The organism is Pseudomonas sp. TE50-2, assembly GCF_040813665.1.
GTDB lineage: Bacteria > Pseudomonadota > Gammaproteobacteria > Pseudomonadales > Pseudomonadaceae > Aquipseudomonas > Aquipseudomonas soli.
The window spans coordinates 4,235,586-4,252,243 of sequence record NZ_JBFNXN010000001.1 but is presented as its reverse complement, the minus strand read 5'-3'; the positions used below and the strand labels follow the sequence as shown (position 1 = coordinate 4,252,243).

At 63.1% G+C, this 16,658-nt stretch carries 14 protein-coding genes; 3 read left to right on the top strand and 11 right to left on the bottom strand.

Annotated elements, in window-relative coordinates; genetic code table 11:
* Nucleotides 1–45 precede the first annotated feature (45 nt).
* The 11 genes from lpxD to rpsB form a co-directional block, all read right to left on the bottom strand.
* Nucleotides 46–1,101 carry a UDP-3-O-(3-hydroxymyristoyl)glucosamine N-acyltransferase gene (gene lpxD / locus AAHK21_RS19445; protein ID WP_046854399.1) on the bottom strand — a complete coding sequence of 352 codons (1,056 nt, stop codon included), beginning with the start codon at nucleotides 1,099–1,101 and terminating at the stop codon, nucleotides 46–48.
* Nucleotide 1,102: 1 nt separating this feature from the next.
* Nucleotides 1,103–1,606: an OmpH family outer membrane protein gene (locus AAHK21_RS19440; protein WP_023629834.1), complete on the bottom strand. Its 504-nt coding sequence runs from the start codon at nucleotides 1,604–1,606 to the stop codon at nucleotides 1,103–1,105.
* Nucleotides 1,607–1,650: 44 nt separating this feature from the next.
* Nucleotides 1,651–4,011, bottom strand: coding sequence for an outer membrane protein assembly factor BamA (gene bamA / locus AAHK21_RS19435; protein ID WP_046854398.1), 2,361 nt, complete (start codon nucleotides 4,009–4,011; stop codon nucleotides 1,651–1,653).
* A 75-nt stretch (nucleotides 4,012–4,086) separates the two neighbouring features.
* Nucleotides 4,087–5,439, bottom strand: a complete 1,353-nt coding sequence (gene rseP / locus AAHK21_RS19430; protein WP_367858082.1) for an RIP metalloprotease RseP — start codon at nucleotides 5,437–5,439, stop codon at nucleotides 4,087–4,089.
* 42 nt (nucleotides 5,440–5,481) lie between these two features.
* The gene (gene ispC, locus AAHK21_RS19425) at nucleotides 5,482–6,672 is read right to left on the bottom strand and encodes a 1-deoxy-D-xylulose-5-phosphate reductoisomerase (protein WP_367858081.1); all 1,191 of its coding nucleotides are present in this window, start codon (nucleotides 6,670–6,672) and stop codon (nucleotides 5,482–5,484) included.
* Complete coding sequence (locus AAHK21_RS19420; RefSeq protein ID WP_038706689.1) at nucleotides 6,669–7,484, bottom strand: phosphatidate cytidylyltransferase; 816 nt, start codon at nucleotides 7,482–7,484, stop codon at nucleotides 6,669–6,671. The genes ispC and AAHK21_RS19420 overlap by 4 nt, the downstream gene beginning before the upstream one ends.
* Nucleotides 7,484–8,239, bottom strand: coding sequence for a polyprenyl diphosphate synthase (gene uppS, locus AAHK21_RS19415; protein WP_046854395.1), 756 nt, complete (start codon nucleotides 8,237–8,239; stop codon nucleotides 7,484–7,486). The genes AAHK21_RS19420 and uppS overlap by 1 nt, the downstream gene beginning before the upstream one ends.
* A 16-nt stretch (nucleotides 8,240–8,255) precedes the next feature.
* Nucleotides 8,256–8,813 carry a ribosome recycling factor gene (gene frr, locus AAHK21_RS19410; RefSeq protein ID WP_046854394.1) on the bottom strand — a complete coding sequence of 186 codons (558 nt, stop codon included), beginning with the start codon at nucleotides 8,811–8,813 and terminating at the stop codon, nucleotides 8,256–8,258.
* Complete coding sequence (gene pyrH, locus AAHK21_RS19405; RefSeq protein ID WP_023629889.1) at nucleotides 8,810–9,553, bottom strand: UMP kinase; 744 nt, start codon at nucleotides 9,551–9,553, stop codon at nucleotides 8,810–8,812. The genes frr and pyrH overlap by 4 nt, the downstream gene beginning before the upstream one ends.
* Nucleotides 9,554–9,731: 178 nt before the next feature.
* Nucleotides 9,732–10,595 (bottom strand): translation elongation factor Ts, encoded by an 864-nt coding sequence (gene tsf, locus AAHK21_RS19400; RefSeq protein WP_023629890.1) that lies wholly within the window; start codon nucleotides 10,593–10,595, stop codon nucleotides 9,732–9,734.
* A 187-nt stretch (nucleotides 10,596–10,782) separates the two neighbouring features.
* A complete protein-coding gene (rpsB, locus tag AAHK21_RS19395; RefSeq protein ID WP_023629884.1) occupies nucleotides 10,783–11,520 on the bottom strand; it encodes a 30S ribosomal protein S2 in 738 nt (245 codons plus the stop codon).
* Between the two features lie 347 nt (nucleotides 11,521–11,867).
* Here rpsB and map point away from each other — a divergent pair, with 347 nt between their 5' ends.
* From map to dapC, 3 genes are read left to right on the top strand one after another with little or no spacing between them, the layout of a single operon-like run.
* Nucleotides 11,868–12,650 carry a type I methionyl aminopeptidase gene (map, locus tag AAHK21_RS19390; protein ID WP_094011637.1) on the top strand — a complete coding sequence of 261 codons (783 nt, stop codon included), beginning with the start codon at nucleotides 11,868–11,870 and terminating at the stop codon, nucleotides 12,648–12,650.
* A 25-nt stretch (nucleotides 12,651–12,675) separates the two neighbouring features.
* Complete coding sequence (locus AAHK21_RS19385) at nucleotides 12,676–15,375, top strand: [protein-PII] uridylyltransferase (RefSeq protein ID WP_367858080.1); 2,700 nt, start codon at nucleotides 12,676–12,678, stop codon at nucleotides 15,373–15,375.
* A 21-nt stretch (nucleotides 15,376–15,396) separates the two neighbouring features.
* A complete protein-coding gene (gene dapC, locus AAHK21_RS19380) occupies nucleotides 15,397–16,611 on the top strand; it encodes a succinyldiaminopimelate transaminase (RefSeq protein ID WP_367858079.1) in 1,215 nt (404 codons plus the stop codon).
* The last annotated feature ends 47 nt before the right edge of the window (nucleotides 16,612–16,658 follow it).

The window sequence follows — 16,658 nt, the reverse complement described above, 5'->3', positions numbered from 1 at the left end:
AAGAGGAGCCAGCTAGCGACTGTAACGCTCGCTCAGTAAATGGTATCAGCCTTCTGATGTCGGCTGGCCACCTGAGGTCACGGTGTCGACACGCTTTTCCAGCTGCTGGAGACGCTTGGACATCTCGTCCAGCTGGCGAATGCGAGCGGCGCTCTTGCGCCATTCGGCCAAAGGTTGCATGGCCGTTCCGGAAGAATAGCCACCCGGTTCGGTAATCGAACGGGTCACCATGGTCATGCCGGAGACGAAAACATTGTCGCAGACGTCGATGTGACCGACCATCCCGACACCACCGGCAATCATGCAGTGCTTGCCGATACGGGTACTGCCGGAGATGCCGACGCAGGCCGCCATCGCCGTGTGGTCACCGACCTGCACGTTATGGGCGATCTGGATCTGGTTGTCGAGCTTGACACCATCACCGATGCGCGTATCCGACAGGGCGCCACGATCCACCGCGGTGTTCACGCCGATCTCGACATCGTCACCCAAGGTGACGCCGCCGATCTGCGCGATCTTGCGCCAGATACCCTTCTCGTTGGCAAAGCCGAAGCCCTCGCCACCGATCACCGCGCCGGACTGGATGACCACGCGCTTGCCAATGGTCACGTCGTGATACAGCGTGACACGCGGTGCCAGCCAGCCACCCTCGCCGATGACGCAACGGGCACCGATGAAACAGTGCGCGCCGACCGTCACGTTGGCGTCGATCCGCGCACCGCTTTCGACCACCGCGAACGGGCCGATGCTGGCGCTGGCATCCACCTGGGCATCCTCGGCAACCACGGCGCTGGGATGGATTCCCGCCACAGCCTTGGGCTTCGGATCGAACAGGTGCGAGATGCGCGCGTAAGCCAGGTACGGGTCGGCGACGATCAAGGCGTTGCCGGCGAAACCTTCGGCGTCCTCGGCCTTGAGCAGTACCGCGCTGGCCGTGGAGTCGTCCAGGAACTTGCGGTACTGCTTGTTGGCCAGGAAACTCAGCTGCCCGGAAACGGCCTCCTGCAAGGTGGCCAAGCCGGTGATTTCCAGCGCCTCGGGGCCCTTGAGCTCGGCCCCGAGTGCTTCGGCCAGCTGGCCGAGTGTCATGGTCACGGTCATATCAACGGGCTTGGTTCATGCGCTCGATGACCTGGCGGGTGATGTCGTACTGCGGCTTGACATCGATGACCGCGCCACGCTCGAGCACCAGGTCGAAGCCGCCCTTCTTGATCACTTCCTCGACGGCGCCATCCAGCTTGGGCTTGAGCTGCTTGAGCATGTCGCGATCAGCCACGGCCTTGGCTTCGTTGAGTTCCTTGGACTGGAACTGGAAGTCGCGGGCCTTTTGCTTGAACTCGAGCTCGAGGCGCTCGCGCTCTGGCTGAGGCATCTTGTCGCCGCCCTTGATCAGGCGATCCTGGATGCCCTTGGCGCTGCTTTCCAGGCCCTTGAGCTTGGTCAGTTGCGGGCCGAACTTCTTCTCGGCGTCGACGGCGTATTTCTTGGCCGCGTCGGATTCCAGCAGGGCCATCTGATAGTTCAGCACGGCAACCTTCATTTCGGCGAAAGCCGGGGTGGCGACCAGCGCCGCGGCCACGAGGGCCAGTTGGGTCAACTTACGCACGATGCACTCCTGGATAATCCGTTGTCGTTATGCAAGGGCCGACCTTAGAAGGTCTGGCCCAGAGAGAATTGGAACACTTGCGTGTCGGCGTCGTCCGGCTTCTTGATCGGCATCGCCAGGCTGAAGCTCAGCGGGCCCAGCGCGGTGATCCAGGTTACGCCCAGACCGACGGAGCTGGCCATGTCCGAGAAACCGACCTTGGTGCAGTCCGGCTTGGAACCGCAGTTGGTGTCGAACACGTTACCCACATCCCAGAACACGGAGGTGCGCAGCGAACGCTGGTCCTTGACGAACGGCAGCGGGAACAGCAGCTCCACGCCACCCTGGACGAGGACGTTGCCACCGAACGGCAGCGGATCCTGATCCGGGTCGGCGATGGTGCCCTGGTTGCCGGTCACGGCCGCGCCACGGCTCGGCGTACTGCGTGGGCCCAGGGTACTGTCCTTGAAGCCGCGCACGGAGTTGAAGCCGCCCGCGTAGTAGTTCTCGTAGAACGGCAGACCATTGGTCGAGCCGTAGCCGTCACCGTAGCCCAGCTCGGTGTGCAGGCGCAGGGTGTAGTCGTTGTTGATTGGCTTGAACAGCTGGCCACGGTAGTCGAGCTTGTAGAACGACAGGTCGCTGCCCGGCACGGTGGTCTCGAGGGTCAGGCTCTGCGAGTGACCACGGGTGGCCAGCACGCCCTTGTTCAGGGTCGACTCGGACCAGCCGATCGAAGCCTTGAAGTTGAGGAAGTTGTCACCTTCGTCCTGGATGAACTTGAAGATCTCATCGACGGTGTAGCGACCAGTCTTCAACTTGTCCTGCTGCACGGTCAGGCCGTAGGTCAGGCGCGAGGTCTCGCTGATCGGGTAGCCGAGGCTGACACCGGCACCCAGGCTGTCCACCGCATAGCTGGCCACGTCGACGTCGAGGTCGTCGTAGTCGGTGCTGCGGTAGAAGGCGTTGTAACCCAGGCTCACACCATCGGGGGTGAAGTAGGGATCGACGTAGCCGAAGTTGTAGCGGGTCTGGTATTCGGAACGGGTCAGGCCGATGGAGACCTTGTTACCGGTACCCAGGAAGTTGTTCTGGCTGATCGAGCCACCGAGGATCAGGCCCGCGCTCTGGGCGAAACCGACGCTGGCGGTGATCGAGCCGGAGGCCTGCTCTTCGACGCTGTAGTTGACGTCGACCTGGTCGTCGGTGCCCGGCACCGGCGGCGTCTCGACGTTGACTTCCTTGAAGAAGCCCAGGCGCTCGAGGCGGGTCTTGGATTGGTCGATGAGGTAGGTCGAAGCCCAGCCGCCTTCCATCTGGCGCATTTCGCGACGCAGCACTTCGTCTTCGGTCTTGGTGTTGCCGCGGTAGTTGATGCGGTTGACGTAGGCACGCTTGCCCGGATCGACGACGAACATGATGTCGACGGTGTGATCCTGGTCGTTCGGTTGCGGCACGCCGTTGACGTTGGCGAAGGTATAGCCTTCGTTACCCAGGCGACGGGTGATCAGGTCGGACGTGGTGGTCATCACCTTGCGCGAGAACACCTGGCCCGGCTGCACCAGCAGCAGCGACTTGACCTGGTCTTCCGGCACTTTCAGGTCACCGGACAGCTTGACGTCGCGAACAGTGTACTTCTCGCCTTCATTGATGTTGACGGTGATGTAGACGTGCTTCTTGTCCGGAGTGATCGACACCTGGGTGGAGGCGATGTCCATGTTGATGTAGCCGCGGTCCAGGTAGTAGGAACGCAGGCGCTCCAGGTCACCGGACAGTTTTTCGCGGGCGTACTTGTCGTCGTTCTTGAAGAACGACAGCCAGTTGGTGGTCTTGAGCTCGAACAGCTGGCCGAGGGTCTCGTCGTCGAAGACCGTGTTGCCCACCACGTTGATGTGCTGGATCGCGGCCACGGTGCCTTCGTTGATCTTGATCTTCAGGCCGACGCGGTTGCGCGGCTGCGGCACTACCTCGGCGTCGACTTCGGCGGAGTAGCGGCCCTGGGCCACGTACTGGCGCTGCAGCTCGTTACGCACGCCTTCCAGCGTCGCACGCTGGAAGATCTCGCCTTCGGCCAGGCCCGACTGCTTCAGGCCCTTCATCAGGTCTTCGGTGCTGATCGCCTTGTTGCCTTCGATCTCGATGCTCGACACCGAAGGGCGCTCGACCACGTTGATGATCAGGACATTGCCGTCGCGGTTCAGCTGGATGTCCTGGAAGAAGCCGGTCTTGAACAGCGAGCGGGTGGATTCGACCAGACGGCGGTCGTCGACCTGGTCACCGACGTTCAGCGGCAACGCGCCGAACACGCTGCCGGCGGAAACCCGCTGCAGGCCGTTGACACGAATATCGGAGATGGTGAAGGACTCGGCGTGAACTTCAGCGATCATCAGTGCGGAGAGCACCGCAGTTAGCAGCAGACGTTTCATGAAGTCCTTTTATTCCAACTGGCAATAAACAACCCGCCGCGAGAAAGCGGCAGGTTTCGCGATTGAGCGAAGCTTTTATAGTCGACCCAGATCGTTGATCAAGGCGAGCAACATCACCCCGACGACCAAACTGATACCGATCTGGACCCCCCAACCTTGCACCCGATCCGAGAGCGGACGACCGCGCGCCCACTCGATCAGGTAGAACAGCAAATGCCCCCCATCCAGTACTGGGATGGGCAGCAGGTTCAGAACCCCCAGGCTTATGCTCAGGTAGGCCAGGAAATTCAGGAAATCCCCAACGCCCGACTGGGCTGAAGCGCCCGCCACTTTAGCAATGGTTATCGGTCCGCTCAAGTTTTTTACCGAGAGCTCTCCGAACAGCATTTTCTTCAGCGATTCGAGGGTCAGGACGCTCATGTTCCAAGTGCGGGACAAGCCCTCGCCCACCGCCTCCAGCGGCCCGTAACTGACCTCGCGGAGCATCTTCGCCGGCCATTCGCTGGCCTTGACCCCGGCGCCGAGGTAACCACCGGATGCCTGGCCTTCGCCCTTGCGCGCCAGGGTGACCGGCATTTCGAGCGTTGCGCCGTCGCGCTCGATGCGCAGGTTCACCGTACGCTCGGGGCGGGCACGGACCGCGTCGACCACCTGCTGCCAGTCGCCCAGCGCCACGCCGTCGAGCGCCAGCAGCTTGTCACCGGTCTTGAGCCCGGCGGCAGCGGCCGGCCCTTTCGGATCGATCTCCGCCAGCACCGGAACCATCGCTGGTCGCCACGGGCGCAGGCCCAGGGACTGGATCGGATCAGGCTCATCGGCGCCCTTGAGCCAATTGTTCAGGGTAATGTCGAGCTGGCGCTCGACCGTTGCACCTTCATCGAGCACACCCACGCGCAGCGTGCCGCTCTCGCCGAGGCGGCGCACCAACTGCAGGTTGACCGCCGACCAGCCATTGGTCGGTTTGCCATCGATGGAAACGATTTCCTGGCCGACGCCCAGACCGGCGCTGGCCGCCAGGCTGCCCGCCTCGACCGCGCCGATGACCGGGCGCACCTGCTGCGAGCCGAGCATGGCCAGCACCCAGAAGAACAGGATGGCGAGGAGGAAGTTGGCAACCGGGCCGGCCGCCACGATGGCGATGCGCTGGCGTACCGATTTACGGTTGAACGATTGCTCGATCAGCGCCGGCGGTACCTCGCCCTCGCGCTCGTCGAGCATCTTGACGTAGCCGCCCAGAGGAATCGCGGCGACGACGAACTCGGTGCCCTGGCGATCGTGCCAGCGCAGCAACGGCGTGCCGAAGCCCACCGAGAAGCGCAGGACCTTGACCCCGCAGCGCCGCGCCACCCAGAAGTGGCCGAACTCGTGGAAGGTGACCAGCACGCCGAGCGCAATCAGCGTGCCGACAATCATGTAGAGCGCAGTCATGTCCTATCTCCGGATGACATTCGGCGGAGCCGGCCGCAAGCTTCAGCGGCCGTGGCGTCGCAACCATTCCCGGGACAGCTCCCGGGCACGCTGGTCGGCGGCGAATACCGCGTCAAGCGTGGGCAATGCCACCACAGGCTCCTGGTCGAGCACCTGTTCGATCATACCCGCGATCTCCGGGAAGCGGATACGCCGCTGGAGAAACGCTTCGACAGCCACTTCGTTGGCGGCATTGAGCACCGCCGGCGCACTGTTGCCCGCCTCGGCAGCCTGACGCGCCAGGCGCAGGCATGGGAAGCGCTGTTCGTCGGGGGCCTGGAAATCCAGACGGGCGATGGCGAACAGGTCCAGCGGCGCAACGCCCGAATCGATGCGCTCCGGCCAGGCCAGGGCATTGGAGATCGGCGTGCGCATGTCGGGGTTGCCCAACTGGGCGAGCACCGAGCCATCGACATAGTCCACCAACGAGTGGATAACGCTCTGCGGGTGCACCACCACTTCAACCTGCGAAGGCTTGGCGTCGAACAGCCAGCAGGCCTCGATCAGTTCCAGGCCTTTGTTCAGCATACTCGCCGAATCGACCGAGATCTTGCGCCCCATGGACCAGTTCGGATGGGCGCAGGCTTGTTCCGGCGTGACATCCAGCAAGGCTTCGGCCGGAGTTTCGCGGAACGGACCGCCGGAGGCGGTCAGCAGGATGCGGCGCACGCCGACAGCGCCCAGACCCCGGGCGTAGTCGCCGGGCATGCACTGGAATATCGCGTTGTGCTCGCTGTCGATCGGCAGCAGCACCGCGCCGCTGCGCTGTACCGCCTGCATGAACAGGGCCCCGGACATCACCAGGGCTTCCTTGTTGGCCAGCAGCACCTTCTTGCCCGCCTCGACCGCGGCGAGGGTCGGACGCAGCCCGGCAGCGCCGACAATGGCCGCCATCACGGTATCGACCTCCGATGCGGAGGCGACCTGGCACAGCCCGGCCTCACCTTCGAGCACCTCGGTGGCACATCCGGCCTTAGCCAGACCCGTGCGCAGCCGCCCGGCCGCCTCGGCGCTCGGCACCACGGCGTACGCCGGGCGATGGCGCTCGCACAGGGCCAGCAGTTCGTCGATGCGCGAATAGCCGCTCAAGGCGAACACCTGGTAACGGTCAGGGTGGCGAGCGATGACGTCCAGCGTGCTCAAGCCAATGGAGCCGGTGGCCCCCAGCACAGTAATGCGTTGCACGCGACTCACATCACACCCCACTCAGCCGCCCACAGCAGTACGGCAAACATCGGAATCGCCGCGGTCAGGCTGTCGATGCGATCAAGCACGCCACCATGGCCCGGCAACAGGTTGCTGCTGTCCTTGATGCCTTCACGACGCTTGAACATGCTCTCGGTCAGGTCGCCGACCACCGAGGACATCACCACCACCACGGCGCCCAGCAAGCCCAGCAGCACCTGGCCGACACTCCAGTCACGGGCAATGCCCACGCCCAGGGTGATCAGCAGGCTGACCGCGAGCCCGCCATACACGCCCTCCCAGCTCTTGCCCGGGCTGACCTGAGGCGCCAGCTTGCGCTTGCCGAAGGCACGACCGGAGAAATAAGCGCCGATGTCGGCCGCCCAGACCAGCACCATGACCGCCAGGATCAGCCAGTTGCCCAGTGGCCAGTGCTTGAGCAGCACCAGGCCCTGCCAGGCGGGCAGCAACACCAGCAGGCCGATCAGCAGGCGGCAGGCGGCACTGCTCCACAGCTCGCCGCTGCGCGGATAGGTCAGCACCAGCCACGTGGCCAGCGCCCACCAGATCACCGAAGCGCCCAGCACCCAGGGCGCCAGGTCGGGCATCAAGTAGAGCAGCATCAGCCCGCCCGCCACCACGGCGGCATAGGCGATGCGCAGCGGTTGCGCCACCAGGCCGGCCAGGCGCGCCCACTCCCAGGCACCGAGCGTCACCACGAAACCGATGAAGAGGGCGAAATCCCCACCATTGAGCAGGAAGAAACCACCCACCGCGATCGGCAGCAGGATCAGCGCGGTAATGATGCGTTGTTTAAGCATTAAGCACGGGCTCCGGCTTCGACCTGCTCGCTGGTCTTACCGAAGCGGCGCTGGCGCGAAGCGAAATCGGCCAGCGCATTGCGCATGGCCTCGTGTTTGAAGTCCGGCCAATAGAGGTCGGAGAAGTACAGCTCGGCGTAGGCCAGCTGCCACAAGAGGAAATTGCTGATGCGGTGCTCGCCACCAGTGCGGATGCACAGGTCAGGCAATGGCAGGTCGCCCGTCACCAGGCAGGTCTGCAGCAGGTCCGGGGTGATGTCGTCCGGGCGCAGATGGCCGGCCTGTACTTCACGCGCCAGGCGCTGGGCAGCCTGGGCGATATCCCACTGGCCACCGTAGTTGGCGGCGATCTGCAGGATGAAGCGGTTGCTGCCGGCAGTCGCGGCCTCGGCCTCGCGCATCGCAGCCTGCAGTTCAGGGTGGAAGCGTGAGCGGTCGCCGATGATGCGCAGGCTGATGTTGTTGTCGTTCAGGCGCTTGGCCTCGCGGCGCAGCGCCTTGAAGAACAGGTCCATGAGGGCACTGACTTCATCCGCCGGTCGCTGCCAGTTCTCACTGGAGAACGCAAAAAGCGTGAGCACCTCAACCTTGGCCTCGGCGCACACTTCGATCACGGCGCGCACCGCATCGACACCCGCTTTATGCCCGGCAACGCCGGGCATGAAGCGCTTCTTCGCCCAGCGATTATTCCCATCCATGATGATCGCCACGTGACGCGGCACCACGGAGGGCACAGTCTGCTTGGTCTTTTCCATGAAGGTGTCCTGACCCTTAGATGGCCATCAGGTCCTTTTCTTTTGCTTCGGTGGCCTTGGCGATCTGCGCCTCGAAGTCCTTGATCAGCTTGTCGATGTCGGCACTGGCACGACGCTCTTCGTCTTCACTGATTTCCTTGTCCTTGGACAGTTTCTTCAGGTCACCCATGGCGTCACGACGAATGTTGCGCACGGCAACGCGGGCATCTTCGGCAGCGGCGCGGGCCTGCTTGGTGAAGCCCTTGCGGGTTTCTTCGGTCAGCGGAGGCATATTGACCAGCAGCAACTCACCCAGGTTGGTCGGGTTGAGGTTCAAGCCGGCACTGCCAATGGCCTTGTCGATAGCGCCCAGCATGTTGCGCTCGAAAGGCACCACTTGCAGGGTCTGGTTGTCTTTCACGGTCACGTTGGCCACGCTGGTCAGCGGGGTGTCGGTGCCATAGTAAGGCACCATCACGCTGCCCAGGACGCTCGGGTGCGCCTTGCCGGTGCGGATCTGGCCAAATGCGTGGATCAGCGACTCCAGCGACTTTTGCATGCGCGCCTGGGCGTCTTTCTTGATTTCGTTGATCATTTTTGAACTTCCTCGATCAGAGTTCCTTCCGCGCCGCCATGCACGATGTTCAGCAGGGCGCCGGGCTTGTTCATGTTGAAGACGCGCAACGGCATCTTGTGATCGCGGCACAGGCAGATTGCCGTCAGGTCCATTACACCCAGCTTGCGATCCAGCACTTCATCGTAGGACAGATGATCGAACTTCTCGGCATGCGGGTCCTTGAATGGATCTGCAGTGTATACACCATCGACCTTGGTTGCCTTCAATACCACGTCGGCATCGATTTCGATGGCGCGCAGGCAAGCGGCGGAGTCGGTGGTGAAGAACGGGTTGCCGGTACCGGCAGCGAAGATCACGACTTCTTTCGAGTTCAGGTGGCGCATGGCCTTGCGGCGATCATAGTGATCGGTCACACCGACCATGGAGATGGCCGACATGACGATCGCGGTGATGTTCGCCCGCTCCAGCGCGTCGCGCATGGCCAGTGCGTTCATCACGGTGGCCAGCATGCCCATGTGGTCGCCAGTGACCCGATCCATGCCGGCTGCGCTGAGCGCCGCACCACGGAACAGGTTGCCACCACCGATCACCAGGCCGACCTGGACGCCGATACCGACCAGCTGGCCGACTTCCAGCGCCATGCGATCCAGGACCTTGGGGTCGATCCCGAACTCTTCCGAGCCCATCAGGGCCTCGCCGCTAAGTTTGAGTAGAATGCGTTTATAGCGAGCCTGATGACCACTGCCCTGCTGAGCCATTGCGAATCTCTCCTGCGGCGTTTGTAAAAATCTGGCGGGCTGTTTTCAGCCTGCGCGTAACTCTAGCGTGACGCAGCTACTGCGTCAGCGAGCAGCGGTCTGGTAAACCACTCCCGCTTTGACAAAGAGGCTGCGCGCGTGAGCGGGCAGCCTCTTTGGGGCGACAGACGAGTCCGTCTTACTGCTTGGCGGCAGCTACCTGGGCGGCAACTTCGGCAGCGAAGTCGTCAACCGGCTTCTCGATGCCTTCGCCAACCTTGAAGTAGGTGAAGGAAACGATTTCGGCACCGGCTTTCTTGGCCAGCGCGCCAACTTTGACTTCCGGATCCATCACGAAGGCCTGCTCTTTCAGCGAGGCTTCGGCTTTGAACTTGGAGATACGACCGTTGATCATGTTTTCAACGATGTTTTCCGGCTTGCCGGCGATCTTGTCGGCGTTCAGCTGCAGGAAGACGTTCTTCTCGCGCTCGATGGCCTCGGCGGAGATTTCCGACGCGTCCAGGAACTCTGGGTTCGAAGCGGCAACGTGCATGGCGATGTTCTTGGCCAGATCGACGTCACCGCCTTTCAGGACAACAACTGCACCGATCTTGTTACCGTGCAGGTAGGCACCGACAACGTCACCCTCAACGCGCACCAGGCGACGGATGTTGACGTTCTCGCCGCACTTGGCGACCAGGGCTTCACGAGCAGCTTCACGCGAAGCGATCAGCGGAGCGGCGTCGGTCAGCTTCTCGGCGAAGGCCTGCTCGATGCTTTCGGCAACGAAGTTCTTGAAGTCGTCTTGCAGGGCCAGGAAGTCGGTCTGCGAGTTCACTTCCAGCAGGACGGCGGATTTACCGTCGGTCTTGACGGCGATGGCGCCTTCGGCGGCAACGTTGCCAGCCTTCTTGGCGGCCTTGATGGCGCCCGAGGCACGCATGTCGTCAATGGCTTTCTCGATGTCGCCGCCGGCCTTTTCCAGGGCCTTCTTGCAATCCATCATGCCTTCGCCGGTACGCTCGCGCAGTTCTTTGACCAGCGCTGCAGTAATTGCTGCCATTTCAAAATCCTCTTGGAAAGTTTTTCAACCATTCCACCCGTTCGTCACGGGCGTTAAATTCTGCAAATCCGCTGTTTTATACCTCAGCCGGCCCATGATGCGGGGCCTTCGCTGACAGCAGGATTTCAAGGTGGCAAAAAGGGGGCAAAGCCCCCTTTTTGCGTGCCAAGTAGACGCTAAGCGTCAATTACTCGGCAGCAGGTGCAGCCGCTTCTTCAACATAGACTTCAGTGCCGCCGGCAACGTTGTTGCGGCCGCGGATGACGGCGTCGGCCATCGAAGTCATGTACAGCTCGATAGCGCGGATGGCGTCATCGTTACCTGGGATGATGTAGTCAACACCTTCAGGGCTGCTGTTGGTATCGACAACGCCGATAACCGGGATGCCCAGCTTGTTGGCTTCGGTGATGGCAATGCGCTCGTGGTCGACGTCGATCACGAACAGGGCATCAGGCAGGCCGCCCATGTCCTTGATACCACCCAGGCTGCGGTCCAGCTTCTCCAGATCGCGCGAACGCATCAGAGCTTCTTTCTTGGTCAGCTTGGTGAAAGTACCATCTTCGGCCTGGGTTTCCAGATCACGCAGACGCTTGATCGAAGCGCGGATGGTCTTGTAGTTGGTCAGCATGCCGCCCAACCAACGGTGATCAACGTATGGCGAACCGCAACGAGCTGCTTGCTCGGCGACGATCTTGCCGGCGGAACGCTTGGTGCCGACGAACATGATCTTGTTCTTGCCCTGGGCCAGGCGCTCTACGAAGGACAGAGCCTCGTTGAACATCGGCAGGGTTTTTTCCAGGTTGATGATGTGGATCTTGTTGCGCGCGCCGAAAATGTACTTGCCCATTTTCGGGTTCCAGTAACGGGTCTGGTGGCCGAAGTGCACACCGGCCTTCAGCATATCGCGCATGTTGACTTGGGACATGATAGTTCCTTGATAAGTCGGGTTGGGCCTCCACGTATCCCAATGACCAACCCGTGTTTCCAGGGAAACCGGGCACCCAGGCCATCGTGTCGACACGTGTGTGGGTTTGAGCTGACGGAGGACATCCCCCGAAAGCGGCGCATTTTATACCACAGCCGGCGAGCGAACGGAACCCGGATGATGCTTCGTCCGTCAGCGGCTTTTGCAGCCCCCGCCTTTTGGGGCCAGAATGCCCTCAATAGACCACCGGATCTGCTGGACTATCCCGACAGATCGCCGCCGCGCTCTGGTAGAATCCGGCCTTTCCCGTTTGTTCGCGCCGCGCGCGGCGCCGTAGAGAGCCTGTAATGACCGTCACCATCAAGACCGCAGAAGACATCGAGAAGATGCGCATCGCCGGCCGCCTGGCCGCCGAAGTGCTGGAAATGATCGAGCCACACGTCAAGCCCGGCATCACCACCGAGGAGCTCGACCGCCTCTGCCACGACTACATCGTCAACGAGCAGAAGGCCATCCCGGCGCCGCTGAACTACAAAGGCTTCCCCAAGTCGATCTGCACCTCGATCAACCACGTGGTCTGCCATGGCATCCCCAATGACAAGGCACTCAAGGATGGCGACACCATCAACATCGACGTGACCGTGATCAAGGACGGCTACCACGGCGACACCAGCCGCATGTTCCATGTCGGCACCGTCGCGCCGTGGGCCGAGCGCCTGTCCAAGGTCACCCAGGAGTGCCTGTACAAGGCCATCGAGCTGGTCAAGCCCGGCTGCCGCCTGGGCGACATCGGCGAGGTGATCCAGAAGCACGCTGAAAAGAACGGTTTCTCGGTGGTCCGCGAGTTCTGCGGCCACGGCATCGGCAAGGTGTTCCACGAAGAGCCACAGATCGTCCACTACGGCCGCGCCGGCACCGGCATGGAGCTCAAGGAAGGCATGACCTTCACCATCGAGCCGATGATCAACCAGGGCAAGGCCGACACCAAGGTACTGGGCGACGGCTGGACCGCCATCACCAAGGACCGCAAGCTCTCGGCCCAGTGGGAGCACACCCTGGTGGTGACCGCCACCGGCTACGAGATCTTCACCCTGCGCAAGGACGACACCATCCCGCGCACCTCGGCCTGATACTGAACGACAGGAACGCGACTCGATGCCCCAGGTGGATCCCGAGCTGTTCGACCGCGGCCAGTTCCAGGCGGAACTGGCCCTCAAGGCAAGCCCCATCGCCGCTTTCAAGAAGGCCATACGCATGGCCGGCGAGGTGCTCGACAAGCGTTTTCGCGAAGGCCGCGAGATTCGCCGGCTGATCGAGGACCGCGCCTGGTTCGTCGACAACATCCTGCAACAGGCCTGGCACCAGTTCAGCTGGGGCGCGCCAGGCGGCATCGCCCTGGTGGCGGTGGGCGGCTACGGCCGTGGCGAGCTGCATCCGTATTCGGACATCGACCTGCTGATCCTGCTCGACGCCGCCGAGCACGAGCAGTACCGCGATGCCATCGAGCGCTTCCTCACTCTGCTCTGGGACATCGGCCTTGAGGTCGGCCAGAGCGTGCGCACCGTCGACGAGTGCGCCGAGCAGGCCCGGGCCGACCTCACGGTCATCACCAACCTGATGGAAAGCCGCACCATCGCCGGCCCCGAGGCGCTGCGCCAGCGCATGCTCGACGCCACCAGCACCGCGCACATGTGGCCCAGCAAAGAGTTCTTCCTGGCCAAACGTGCCGAACTCAAGGCCCGCCATCACAAGTACAACGACACCGAGTACAACCTCGAGCCCAACGTCAAGGGCGGCCCGGGCGGCCTGCGCGACATCCAGACCGTGCTCTGGGTAGCCAGGCGCCAGTATGGCACGCTGAACCTGCACGCGCTGGCGGGCGAGGACTTCCTGCTGGAGAGCGAAAACGAGCTGCTGGCCTCGTCCCAGGCCTTCCTCTGGCGTGTGCGCTACGCCCTGCACATGCTCGCCGGGCGCGCCGAAGACCGCCTGCTGTTCGACCACCAGCGCAGCATCGCCGCGCTGCTGGGCTACACCGACGAAAACCCCAAGCGCGCCATCGAACAGTTCATGCAGCAGTACTACCGGGTGGTGATGAGCATCAGCCAGCTGTGCGACCTGATCATCCAGCATTTTGAAGAGGTGATCCTGGCCGATGACAGCGGCGCCACGCAGCCGGTCAATACGCGGTTCCGCCTGCACGATGGCTATATAGAAGCGGTCAACCCGAACGTCTTCCGGCGCACCCCGTTCGCCATGCTGGAAATCTTCGTGCTGATGGCCCAGCACCCCGAAATCAAGGGTGTGCGCGCCGACACCGTGCGCCTGCTGCGCGAACATCGCCACCTGATCGACGACAAGTTCCGCCACGATATCCGCAACACCAGCCTGTTCATCGAGCTGTTCAAGTGCGAGATCGGCATCCACCGCAACCTGCGGCGGATGAATCGCTACGGCATCCTTGGCCGCTACCTGCCGGAGTTCGGCCTGATCGTCGGGCAGATGCAGCACGACCTGTTCCACATCTATACGGTCGATGCCCACACCCTCAACCTGATCAAGCACCTGCGCAAACTGCAATACACGCCGGTCTCGGAGAAATTCCCGCTGGCCAGCAAGCTCATGGGCCGCCTGCCCAAGCCCGAGCTGATCTACCTGGCCGGCCTGTACCACGACATCGGCAAGGGACGCCAGGGCGATCACTCCGAACTGGGCGCGGTGGATGCGCAGCAGTTCTGCGAACGGCATCAGCTGCCGGCCTGGGACAGCCGCCTGATCGTCTGGCTGGTGCTGAACCACCTGGTGATGTCCACCACCGCCCAGCGCAAGGACCTCTCCGACCCGCAGGTGATCAACGATTTCGCCCTGCATGTCGGTGACGAGACACGGCTGGACTACCTCTACGTGCTGACCGTGGCCGATATCAACGCCACCAACCCCAGCCTGTGGAACTCCTGGCGGGCGAGCCTGCTGCGCCAGCTCTACACCGAGACCAAGCGCGCCCTGCGCCGTGGCCTGGAAAACCCGCTGGACCGCGAAGAGCAGATCCGCCAGACCCAGAGCGCGGCGCTGGATATCCTGGTGCGCGAGGGCACCGATCCGGATGACGTCGAGCAGCTCTGGTCGCAGCTGGGCGACGACTACTTCCTCAAGCACAACGCCGCCGATGTGGCCTGGCACAGCGATGCGATCCTGCAGCAACCGGCCGATGGCGGCCCGCTGGTGCTGATCAAGGAGACCACCCAGCGCGAGTTCGAGGGCGGCACGCAGATCTTCATCTACGCCCCCGACCAGCACGACTTCTTCGCCGTGACCGTGGCCGCCATGGCCCAGCTCAACCTGAACATTCACGATGCCCGGATCATCACCTCGAGCAGCCAGTTCACCCTCGACACCTATATCGTGCTCGACAACGACGGCGGCTCGATCGGTGACAATCCACAGCGGGTCAGGCAGATCCGCGACGGCCTGACCGACGCGTTGCGCAACCCCGAGGACTACCCGGCAATCATCCAGCGTCGGGTGCCACGCCAGCTCAAGCACTTCGACTTCCCGCCGCAGGTGACCATCCTCAACGACGCCCAACGCCCGGTGACCATCCTCGAGATCACCGCGCCCGATCGCCCCGGCCTGCTGGCCAGGATCGGGCGGATCTTCCTCGAGTTCGACATCTCGCTGCAGAACGCCAAGATCGCCACCCTCGGCGAGCGCGTGGAAGACGTGTTCTTCATCACCGACGCCGACAACCAGCCGCTGTCCGACCCGCAGCTGTGCAGCCGCCTGCAGGAAGCCATCGTCCAGCAGCTGCAGGCCGGCCAGACCAGCGACGCCAGCCCTACCCGCATGACCTTTTGACGCTAACGAGACCTTGCGCCGATGAACCACGCCCTGACCCAGCTCCAGCCCTACCCGTTCGAGAAACTGCGCGCCCTGCTGGGCACCGTGAAACCGGCAGCCGACAAGCGCGCCATCGCCTTGTCGATCGGTGAGCCGAAGCATGAATCGCCAGCCTTCGTCGCCAAGGCCATGGCTGACAACCTCGACAAGCTGGCGGTCTACCCCAGCACCATCGGCCTGCCGGCCCTGCGCCAGGCCATTGGCCAGTGGTGCGAACGGCGCTTCGGCGTACCGACGGGCTGGCTGGACGCCGACCGTCATATCCTGCCGGTCAATGGCACCCGCGAAGCGCTGTTCGCCTTCACCCAGGCCGTGGTCAACCGCGACGACGACGGCCTGGTGGTCAGCCCCAACCCGTTCTACCAGATCTACGAAGGCGCGGCCCTGCTGGCCGGCGCCACCCCGCACTACCTGCCATGCCTGGAAAGCAACGGCTTCAACCCCGACTTCGATGCCGTGCCGGCCGAGACCTGGGAACGCTGCCAGATCCTGTTCCTGTGCTCCCCGGGCAACCCCACCGGTGCACTGGTGCCGATGGACACCCTGAAGAAGCTGATCGCCCTCGCCGACAAGCACGACTTCGTGATCGCCGCCGACGAGTGCTACAGCGAGCTGTACTTCGACGAGGACGCGCCGCCACCGGGCCTGCTGAGCGCCTGCGCTGCGCTTGGTCGCAGTGACTTCAAGCGCTGCGTGGTGTTCCACAGCCTGTCCAAGCGTTCCAACCTGCCGGGCCTGCGTTCGGGCTTCGTGGCTGGCGACGCCGAGATCATCAAGCCATTCCTGCTGTACCGCACCTACCACGGTTGCGCCATGCCGGTGCAGACCCAGCTGGCCAGCATCGCCGCCTGGCAGGACGAGGCCCACGTGCGCGAAAACCGCGACCAGTACCGCGCCAAGTACGACGCGGTGCTCGACATCCTGCAGCCGGTGATGGATGTGCAGCGCCCGGATGGCAGTTTCTACCTGTGGGCCAAGGTGCCGGGCAGCGATGCCGATTTCACCCGCGACCTGTTCGAGGCCGAACATGTGACCGTGGTGCCGGGTTCGTACCTTTCACGCGAGGTGGACGGAGTAAACCCGGGCGCCGGCCGCGTGCGCATGGCGCTGGTTGCGCCGCTGGCCGAATGCATCGAGGCGGCGGAGCGCATTCGCGCATTCCTGAGCCACCAGTCCTCGGCCAGCAAGCAATAGCCAGTTAACGCACACACCGGCCTGCAACAAGGAGACTCCTGTTCTTT

Coding starts and splice junctions, on each gene's coding strand:
- lpxD (WP_046854399.1), bottom strand. CDS start 1,101: ATGACCGTGACCATGACACTCGGCCAGCTGGCCGAAGCACTCGGGGCC.
- bamA (WP_046854398.1), bottom strand. CDS start 4,011: ATGAAACGTCTGCTGCTAACTGCGGTGCTCTCCGCACTGATGATCGCT.
- rseP (WP_367858082.1), bottom strand. CDS start 5,439: ATGACTGCGCTCTACATGATTGTCGGCACGCTGATTGCGCTCGGCGTG.
- AAHK21_RS19420 (WP_038706689.1), bottom strand. CDS start 7,484: ATGCTTAAACAACGCATCATTACCGCGCTGATCCTGCTGCCGATCGCG.
- uppS (WP_046854395.1), bottom strand. CDS start 8,239: ATGGAAAAGACCAAGCAGACTGTGCCCTCCGTGGTGCCGCGTCACGTG.
- frr (WP_046854394.1), bottom strand. CDS start 8,813: ATGATCAACGAAATCAAGAAAGACGCCCAGGCGCGCATGCAAAAGTCG.
- pyrH (WP_023629889.1), bottom strand. CDS start 9,553: ATGGCTCAGCAGGGCAGTGGTCATCAGGCTCGCTATAAACGCATTCTA.
- tsf (WP_023629890.1), bottom strand. CDS start 10,595: ATGGCAGCAATTACTGCAGCGCTGGTCAAAGAACTGCGCGAGCGTACC.
- rpsB (WP_023629884.1), bottom strand. CDS start 11,520: ATGTCCCAAGTCAACATGCGCGATATGCTGAAGGCCGGTGTGCACTTC.
- map (WP_094011637.1), top strand. CDS start 11,868: ATGACCGTCACCATCAAGACCGCAGAAGACATCGAGAAGATGCGCATC.
- AAHK21_RS19385 (WP_367858080.1), top strand. CDS start 12,676: ATGCCCCAGGTGGATCCCGAGCTGTTCGACCGCGGCCAGTTCCAGGCG.
- dapC (WP_367858079.1), top strand. CDS start 15,397: ATGAACCACGCCCTGACCCAGCTCCAGCCCTACCCGTTCGAGAAACTG.